7 protein-coding genes are annotated in these 8,533 nt (G+C 43.2%); 1 reads left to right on the top strand and 6 read right to left on the bottom strand.

The genetic code is table 11. The annotated features are described in order from the left end of the window. Both ACYTXL_RS35160 and ACYTXL_RS35155 read right to left on the bottom strand, forming a co-directional pair. Window positions 1–437, bottom strand: a 437-nt coding sequence (locus ACYTXL_RS35160) for an AMIN domain-containing protein (RefSeq protein ID WP_461928600.1), incomplete at its 3' end; no start/stop codon positions are given. A gap of 121 nt (window positions 438–558) precedes the next feature. After that, window positions 559–1,587 (bottom strand): helix-turn-helix transcriptional regulator, encoded by a 1,029-nt coding sequence (locus tag ACYTXL_RS35155; RefSeq protein WP_461928599.1) that lies wholly within the window; start codon window positions 1,585–1,587, stop codon window positions 559–561. Window positions 1,588–2,160: 573 nt separating this feature from the next. Between ACYTXL_RS35155 and ACYTXL_RS35150 the strand changes: the two genes are divergently transcribed. Then, entirely contained in the window at window positions 2,161–3,552 is a 1,392-nt protein-coding gene (locus tag ACYTXL_RS35150) for a malic enzyme-like NAD(P)-binding protein (RefSeq protein WP_461928598.1), read from the top strand. Between the two features lie 25 nt (window positions 3,553–3,577). Here ACYTXL_RS35150 and ACYTXL_RS35145 read toward each other — a convergent pair whose 3' ends face one another. From ACYTXL_RS35145 to ACYTXL_RS35130, 4 genes are all read right to left on the bottom strand, one after another. After that, on the bottom strand, window positions 3,578–4,222 hold the full coding sequence (locus ACYTXL_RS35145) for a nucleotidyltransferase family protein (protein WP_461928597.1): 645 nt from the start codon (window positions 4,220–4,222) through the stop codon (window positions 3,578–3,580). Window positions 4,223–4,497: 275 nt separating this feature from the next. Further along, entirely contained in the window at window positions 4,498–5,652 is a 1,155-nt protein-coding gene (locus ACYTXL_RS35140; protein ID WP_461928596.1) for an XdhC family protein, read from the bottom strand. Between the two features lie 259 nt (window positions 5,653–5,911). Further along, window positions 5,912–7,228, bottom strand: coding sequence for a Gfo/Idh/MocA family protein (locus tag ACYTXL_RS35135; protein WP_461928595.1), 1,317 nt, complete (start codon window positions 7,226–7,228; stop codon window positions 5,912–5,914). A gap of 281 nt (window positions 7,229–7,509) precedes the next feature. Further along, complete coding sequence (locus ACYTXL_RS35130; protein ID WP_461928594.1) at window positions 7,510–8,163, bottom strand: DUF4142 domain-containing protein; 654 nt, start codon at window positions 8,161–8,163, stop codon at window positions 7,510–7,512. Window positions 8,164–8,533: the final 370 nt, after the last annotated feature.

Below are 8,533 nucleotides of genomic sequence, written 5' to 3'. Positions count from 1 at the left end.
GCTTCGCCACTGGGTAAACGCAGTTGAGCATTGGGAATGTCAGTGATGAAATTGCTACCAGCAGTGCGATTGACTAGTTGCAACTGTTCCCCTTTACTAGTCTGTAAAATAATCTCCAGACCTTTGGCAGTGGGATTTGCCTTCACTGAGGTAACTTGCACAACTGAAGTTGGTGGCGTGTTTGGTGGTGTTGGCGACTGCACTAATAACATTTTGGCGCTAGTAACAACGGGTTCTAGCTCACTTAATTGCCTAATCTTTTTAGTTGCTTCAGGTAGCTTCGCTTGTAGTAGTGTTTTCGCTGGGCGAAGTCGATTCAGCAATGAATCAGATTTGGGAATATCTTGCGCTTTCGCAGGCTCAACCAGCAAAACTGTGAAAAATATCAACAACCACTCCAGTCTGCAACTGAACATTTTGAATGTTTGCTTGCTCATTTTCTCCCCACACACCTTAGTATCCCAGATCACAACAATCTTTATTTAGGATTGATTATCAACAGCATAGGGGAATTTGTAGCAAAAAATCCGATTAAGGTATATGCCGAAACGGATTTTTTTAGGTGTTTTTGGCAACAATAAATCTATCTAAGTATTGACTTAGCTGGATGCCAAAGCGCTTTTTAAAAGCTACACCGAAGCGACTAGGACACTCGTAACCCACTATCTTAGCTATCTGTTTTATGTTCATTTGTTGACTCATGAGCAGTTTTCTGGCTTTCTCCATTCGATGAGCATACAAATAGCCAAATACGGTTGTGTTAAAAACCTGACGGAACCCGATTTTGAGCTTGTAATCGTTTAAACCTACTTGTCGCGCTAATTCTAGCAAGGAGGGAGGATTGTCAAAATCGCGGATTAAAATTTCTCTGGCGTGGTAAACTCGGTTAATATCATCTCCTCGCAAAATGCGAGACTTTATCAGTTCCCGTTCTTCTGCTGTGTCGGGTTCCAACTTCAGCGCCATTAATTCTAAGCATTTTGCTTGCAAGTAAATCTCTTTAATCAAACCGTGGAAAGGACAATTAACTATTTGATGCAAATTATTTTGCATTTCGGGTGTAGTTTGCCCGATGCGAAAGTAGTTGAGAAACGATATGTTGTCAGTTTCTAGATACAACTGGAGTGATTTGGGTAGAAAGTCTAAACCACTAACTTCATGTCTGCAAAAAAATTGTTGGGGGTTGATTCCGACTTCTAGGAACAGAATGCGTTGATCTGCGCGTAAATAAACTCCATTACCAGGAAGATCCTCATCGAAATCAAAATATGTTGCCGTACAATTATGTCCTACAGGTAATATTTCTGACTCATTATTACTGGCAATTGCAAAACTAAATGCCATGCAGGGAACATTATAGAAATTTGTCTCAAGAATTAAATCTTCAGCTAAGTCGAATTGTGACACTAGCAAGTCGATACCTGTGGGGAAAGCTATGACGTTTTCGTAACCCCGACTTTGCTGTTTTGGATCGTCCAACACTGCTTGATACCCAGTGTTATATGAGTTGGTTTTTGTTGGTTCAGAGGTTGAAGTAGTATTTTGTTGTTGTCGATAAGCTTCTCTAGCTGAAAGAAACAGAGTCATTTTTGTGGCTTATTGATATTTTATCCTAATTATTATATGTATGATTGGTTGCTTAGGTGGTAGTAATGCGATCGCATTTAGGGACTTCCAAGTGAAAAAATGTCCTATGGGACAATACCTCTGCCAATTTACGAGGGTTCAACGCCCCTAGAAACGGGATGAATACGACCTAAAGAAGTAAGCTTGGCAAAAATCTGAGTTAATAAAATAGGCTCAGGAATTTCCGGAAGCTTGGGTTAAGGCTAAAGCTCTTTGTCAAAGTCAATTTAACGAACCGCAAAGGACGCAAAGGAGAGGCAGCGCGTTGCGGGGGTTCCCCCCCCCCCCGTTGTAGCGACTGCCGTCGCAAAGGAAGATAAGGAAGAAATGCTTAACTGAACTGTATTGATTTATATTAGTGGATGCCTTGATATAAATAAAATTAGTTATAAAACCTGTGGGCATTGAGTAAACTAACTACTGATGGTGATCACAAGAGTTTACATTCATTGTGTTTCCACTGACTAAAAATCTCAGATTTTAGTTTTCGTCTCAATTCAATATAAAATCTAATACTTAAAATCCAAAATCAACATGGCAAACCTGACTCCGAATTCTAGTTTTAGTTTGACGCTGCGCTTGCAGATTCCCAATCGTATCGGGATGTTGGCATCGATAACCGAGGCGATCGCAACTAGTGGTGGTAATCTCGGTGAAATTGATTTAATTGATCAAACTCGCAAACAGTCCACCCGCGATATTACCGTTGATGCTGCTAGTACCGAACACGCTGAAAGCATTGTGCAAGCAGTCCAAGCATTGCCAGATGTGAAGTTACTCAGCGTCTACGATCGCACTTTTAATTTACATCGGGGTGGCAAAATCAGCATTGTCAGCAGAATTCCCCTGAAGAGTGTGTCTGATTTAGCAATGGCTTACACGCCCGGAGTCGGTCGAATTTGTACGGCGATCGCTCAAGATCCAGAGGAAGTTTACAAGTTAACCATCAAACAAAACACTGTTGCCATTGTTACCGATGGTAGTGCCGTTTTGGGATTGGGAAATCTCGGACCGGCAGCCGCCCTACCAGTCATGGAAGGCAAAGCAATGCTGTTCAAGGAATTTGCGGGGCTGGATGCTTTTCCCATCTGTCTAGCCACCCAAGATACAGAAGAAATTATCCAAACAGTTAAGAATATCGCTCCGGTGTTTGGGGGCGTGAATTTAGAGGATATTGCTGCACCTCGCTGCTTTGAAATTGAAAAAAGATTGCGCCAAGAGTTAGATATTCCCATATTTCACGATGACCAGCACGGTACAGCAATTGTCACCTTGGCGGCGTTGTTTAATGCCCTGAAGCTGGTGCAAAAGTCAATGGCGGAAATTCAGATCGTGATTAACGGTGCTGGGGCGGCGGGAGTGGCGATCGCTCGCTTACTGAAAAAAGCTGGGGCAGAAAAAATCTGGATGTGCGACTCGAAAGGGATTATCTCTACTAGTCGCACCGACTTGACAGCAGAAAAACTTGAATTTGCTGTGAAAGCTCAAGGTACGTTAGCGGGTGCAATGCCAGGAGCAGATGTGTTTATTGGTGTCAGCGCACCGGGAGTTTTGACACCAGAAATGGTACATTCGATGGCGAAAGATCCAATTGTGTTTGCAATGGCAAATCCGATTCCAGAGATTCAGCCAGAATTAATCAGTGAAGACGTGGCTGTGATCGCTACCGGTCGCAGTGACTACCCGAATCAAATCAATAATGTCCTCGCTTTTCCTGGGGTATTCCGTGGGGCTTTAGATTGTCGCGCACAGACAATTACCACCAGCATGTGTCTGGAAGCCGCAAGTGCGATCGCCTCCTTAGTCAAACCTTCAGACTTGAATCGGGAACATATTATTCCTTCAGTCTTTGATGTGCGTGTCGCTACTACTGTTGCTGCTGCTGTGCAACGTGCAGCGCGTGAAGAAGGTATCGCTCAGAATTAAATAAAGAAGAATTCTTCTTTGTTTACTATCCTCCAGAAGCCGCTTTGGTAATTAATAGCAATTGTTCGTAATCCTTTAGTGTATCAATATCGATATCCCCTAGTGAAAACGGCATAGAAAACACTTCATTGAGGTTATTATTAATAACTCTTTTTGCTCCTGAAGTTTCTTTCAACGCAGCCAGTTCTGAAAAAAATCTCTGACTAAATAGAGCGGGTACACCTAATGTACCCGCATATTCACAAGCAATAATCGGTTTTTTCGTCGAATAATATGTATCAACAAGTTGATTAATAATTTGATGAGAAACAAATGGCTGGTCGCAAAGTGTAATAACTACAGCTTCGATTTTTTCAGGAAGATTATTTAACAATTCAATACCGCTCTTGATTGAAGAACTCATTCCCCAAGCCCAATCCAAGTTATTAACTACTTTAACGGGAAGTTGCTTAATTTGAGGATGAATCTGTTCTGCATTTGCTCCAAGTACTACTACCACAGGTTGACAAACTGAAGCGATCGCCATTTCTGTAATGGATTGCAAAAAACTACGTCCTTGGTAAAGCAATAGTTGTTTAGGTGTACCCATACGAGTCGATGCACCAGCAGCAAGAATCATAATCGCTATGGTTGATTTTTGATTGTCTATTTCTTCAGTGTTAAATACCATAACAAATAAAAATTAGGTGGTAAGCGCTAGAGGCACAGAAAAAGCTCATTGGTATCAACTTCAGAAAAAATCTGCTTTGAGAAGGCGTTCTGCCCTCATCCCCTAACCCCTTCTCCCAATTTTGGGAGAAGGGGAACTAGAGAATTTGCTCCCCTCTCCCAAAATTGGGAGAGGGGCTGTTCTTGTGAGGGTTAAATCTCGAAAGCTTACCAAGGCTAATTTCTACCTTAAGTTGACACCAATGAGCATTGCTGTGCCCCGACAACAGATGTGGTTCAAATACATGAAAACTGCTGTATGGTTTCATAGGATTGGTGAATTGGTTGATGGCGATTTCTTAAAAAACTCCCACTGCGGTTTGTTAGCACTGCTTGAATTTCCGCAATAATTGCGATCGCTATTCCTTCGGGTGTATCTGCTCCGATGTCAATCCCAATCGGGCCATGCAATCTTTTTAATTGTTCAGTAGTATAAACTATTCCTTGCAGGTGTAAATCTTCCAGGAATCTTTCAGTACGCAGCTTTGGCCCTAAAACCCCGATGTAGCGTGCAGGAGATGACAGCAACATTTTCAAAATTTCCAGGTCGTCAAGGTAATTATGCGTCATGACTACAGCAACTGTGTACTCATCTATAAATACCTGTTTATCTACAATTTCTCGCCGACTAAGAATCACATCACAAGAAGCAGGAAATCGTGCTTTAGTTGCCTCATTAGCTCGACAATCGACTACAGTAACCTCCCAACCTAATGCTTGGGCAAACTTAGCTACAGGTACAGCGTCATAACCTGCACCAAATATTACTAAAGGCGTGGGTGGTTGGATAACTTCAATGAAAACTTCCGCACTGCCTAAAGGTAACTGATAGTTGCTTACGCTTGACTTTTGATTAGCCAAGGCTGCTTGAGTATCTGCAATCAGAGATGGAATTAAATTTGGATCTTTGATGTCAGTGATAATTTTACCATTTGGATACAGCAGTAAGCGTGATCCAAGTTTGACCTTTACTGCACCTTCAAAAGCAAAGACTGTAGCAATAATACCCAAATGTTTTTTATCAAAACATTCTTGTGTAAAAGCGATCGCATTCGCTGTACTTTCTCTCTCAAGACGTTCGATCAGAACTTGCACTATGCCATTGCACCCCAAACCAAAGCCCCAAAGAATATCTTCAGAGGCAGTGTTATCGTAAGTAACAACAATTGGTTCGCCCTCTGACATTCGTTGTTGGGTATGCTCAAATACGTCGTTTTCCAAGCAACCAGCGCTAATTGTTCCGATCATCCGACCTGTATTTGTGATCAACATTTTAGCACCCGGTCGGCGATAGGTTGAACCTTGAGTTTTGACTACAGTGGCCAGGAAAGTGATTTCACCACTATTTTGACTTAACTCGAAGCCTTCTAAAATTGCTTCTAATTCATTCATTTGATTGCTTATTTTTCTGTTTAAGTAGAGCGGCGTGAATAATTCAAGGTTTGTAGTAAGGACTTTAGTCCTAATTTGAGGGCTGTTCACGTTGGCGTTGGCGAAGCCTCTCGTAGAGAAGCCTCTCGTAGAGAAGCCTCTCGTAGAGAAGCGTTCCCGCAGGGTAGCCCTCTCTACGAGACGCTACGCGAACACTACGAACACATCTCAAGATTTTTTACATTACTTAATCTACTTTGATTTATTCTCACCTACTTACTTACTTCAGCATTCTGGGAACGGGGCCACGAGTGACATCCAATCCTGACATCCGAGGTAGAGCGATCGTTTTACCTGTTTGTGCGGCTTCGTAAATCAACGTGAGCAGTTTTTGGTCTTGCAAACCTTCTTCACCAGGGGTATGGGGTTGTTTATTTTGAATCACACAATCTGCCATGTGATCGATTTCTAAAGCGAACTGGTTTTTCTCACCCATCCGCACTTCACTAATGTTTTCTGCCATCTTGTTGGTGGGCGATTTGCGTGAAATCATCATCCGCAAACCGTTGTAAGAGAACGCCGGATCGAGTTGCGCCCAAGCATCAGAGCCGAAGACGCGAAACCGACGCCCTTCGTGAAAACCGTAGCTGGTGGAGCAAATCGCTAGTATCCCACTGGGAAAGCGCATCTGGAAGGTAGCACTTTCTTCTACTTCTTTGAAGCGGGGATCGCCAGGAGTGGTGAAGATTTGGGCGCTAATTGCGATCGGTTCCTCTCCTGTCAAATAGCGAGTTGCATTTAAGCAGTAAATTCCGACATCCGGTAAACAGCCACCTCCAGCTAACGCGCGTTTTAATCGCCACTGGTTTAAGTCACCGCCTTGGTTTTGGCCGTTGTCTGCCTGAATCACCTTGATAACTCCCAATTCTTTGCTGCGAATTATCTCAATCATGGCGCGATGGTGCGGCTCATATTGGCAGCGATAAGCAATCATCAGCTTACGATTGGCGCTTTTGCATGCGTCGATCATCTGTTGACAATCTTCCACTGTGGTTGCCATCGGCTTCTCACAGAGAATGTGCTTTCCTGCTTTAGCACCACGCACCGTATATTCCCGGTGCATACTATTGGGCAATACAATATATATTACATCAACGTCTGGATTGTTGCGGAGATTGTCGTAATTCTGATAGTTGTAAACGTTCTGCGGTTTGATGCCATACTGCTGTGCTACTTGATTGGCTTTGGCAGCATCGCCACTAACTAATGCAGTTGGCTTGGCTAGTTTACATTCTGCAAATGCTGGCATGATTTCTTCTAATGCCAATCTGCCCAGTCCAACGATCGCAAACCCTAAACGTCGCTCTGGGGGTAATGCACTTGGTGGCCCCCCTGTTTCAACTTCCGTTGATGCCGAGATGGGCGGAAACTCAATCTGAGGTGGTAAGGCGCCTCCGCGTGGGGTAGCTTGTTGAGTTGGCTCTTGGGCAGCAACCTCTTCGCCGATACTACCAATTGCTGCGGCTGAAATTGCTCCTAACCCAGCAGTAGTCAAAATCTGACGACGAGAAAATTCTCCTTTAAACAATTTAGACATTGTGGTTCCTTAAAATTTTCCTTTAAACAATTCAGACATCGTGGTTCCTTAAGGGACTTCAAAATAAAAAAATACTCAACAATTTCTTGTGGGGTGGGCGTCTCGTCTGCCTTAGGCTACGGTGTACACACAAGTCGTAAAAACCTAGCTTTATGAGGCTTGACTCGTTCCCAGGCTCCGCCTGGGAACGAGAAATGGTCAATATAGTTATTGAAAATCCCCATTAGTCCCCCTTTTTAAGGGGGGTTGCGGGGATCAAGTCTTAACCCAAGCGTATTTCCTTACGGGGTAGTGGTTGGAGTTGGCGTGCTAGTTGGAGTTCCAGGATTAACAATAGAACGAGCGTGTTGCAGGTGTTCTTTGAGGGTTGGTAGGGTTTGAGCCGCAAATGCTTTCACATCGGTATCTTGTCCCTGTTGAGCTTCCTTCTCAAATGCGGAGATATCCTTTTGATGATCTTGAAGCATCTGATTGATATATTGGCGATCAAATTTAGCACCAGAAAGTTTGGATAAGCGTTGCTTCACTTGCTGATTTTGGGTGCCGATAGTAGTTGGCAGCGTCACACCTTTTTGATTCGCCAACTGTTTGATTTGATTATTCACTAGGGTATGATCTTGAACCATGCGCTGTCCATACTCTTTTACCGCCTTACTAACTGCACGTTTTGATGCCAGTTGTCCTAGTTGAACTTCTGCTAAACCACCTTGAGCGGCTTCCTTGATAAACTGTTTGTCTAAAGAACTGAGGGTATTTTGCCCTGATGCAGTTGGTGATACTGTTGGGGATGGACTCTCAGTTGCTTGTACAGGTAGAGTTGTCGCAGGTGGAGCTTCAGATGTATTCTGGTCATGGGGAGTAGTTGGTGTGCAACCAGTCGCCAGAGATAAAGCGATCGCTACTATACCAGTATAAAGTATTTTGAAGTTGGACATAATTAATGCTCTCCTTAAGTAAAGCTATATTTTGCAACGTCGAATAAAAAACAAGCGCGATTGCACAGTTAAGTTTGACCACTAATGCTGAAGATGCCAAGTTGAAATTACAAATTACAAACCAAACTAGAGGAATGAGCCGTATAGTACCACGATCATCTGGTACAAGGACTCTAACTAAGGTGTGTTTTAAAACTTACTTCGTAAGATATATTCACAATGCAAGCCGATGCATTCACAATGCAAGTCGATGCATTCACAATGCAAGCCGATGCATTCACAATGCAAGCCGATGCATTCACAATGCAAGTCGATGCATTCACAATGCAAGCCGATGCATTCACAATGCAAGCCGATGCATTCACAATGC

The sequence above is a fragment of the Nostoc sp. genome, from assembly GCF_054880495.1.
Note: the sequence above shows the minus strand (reverse complement) of the source record. Positions and strands in the feature narration are given on the sequence as shown.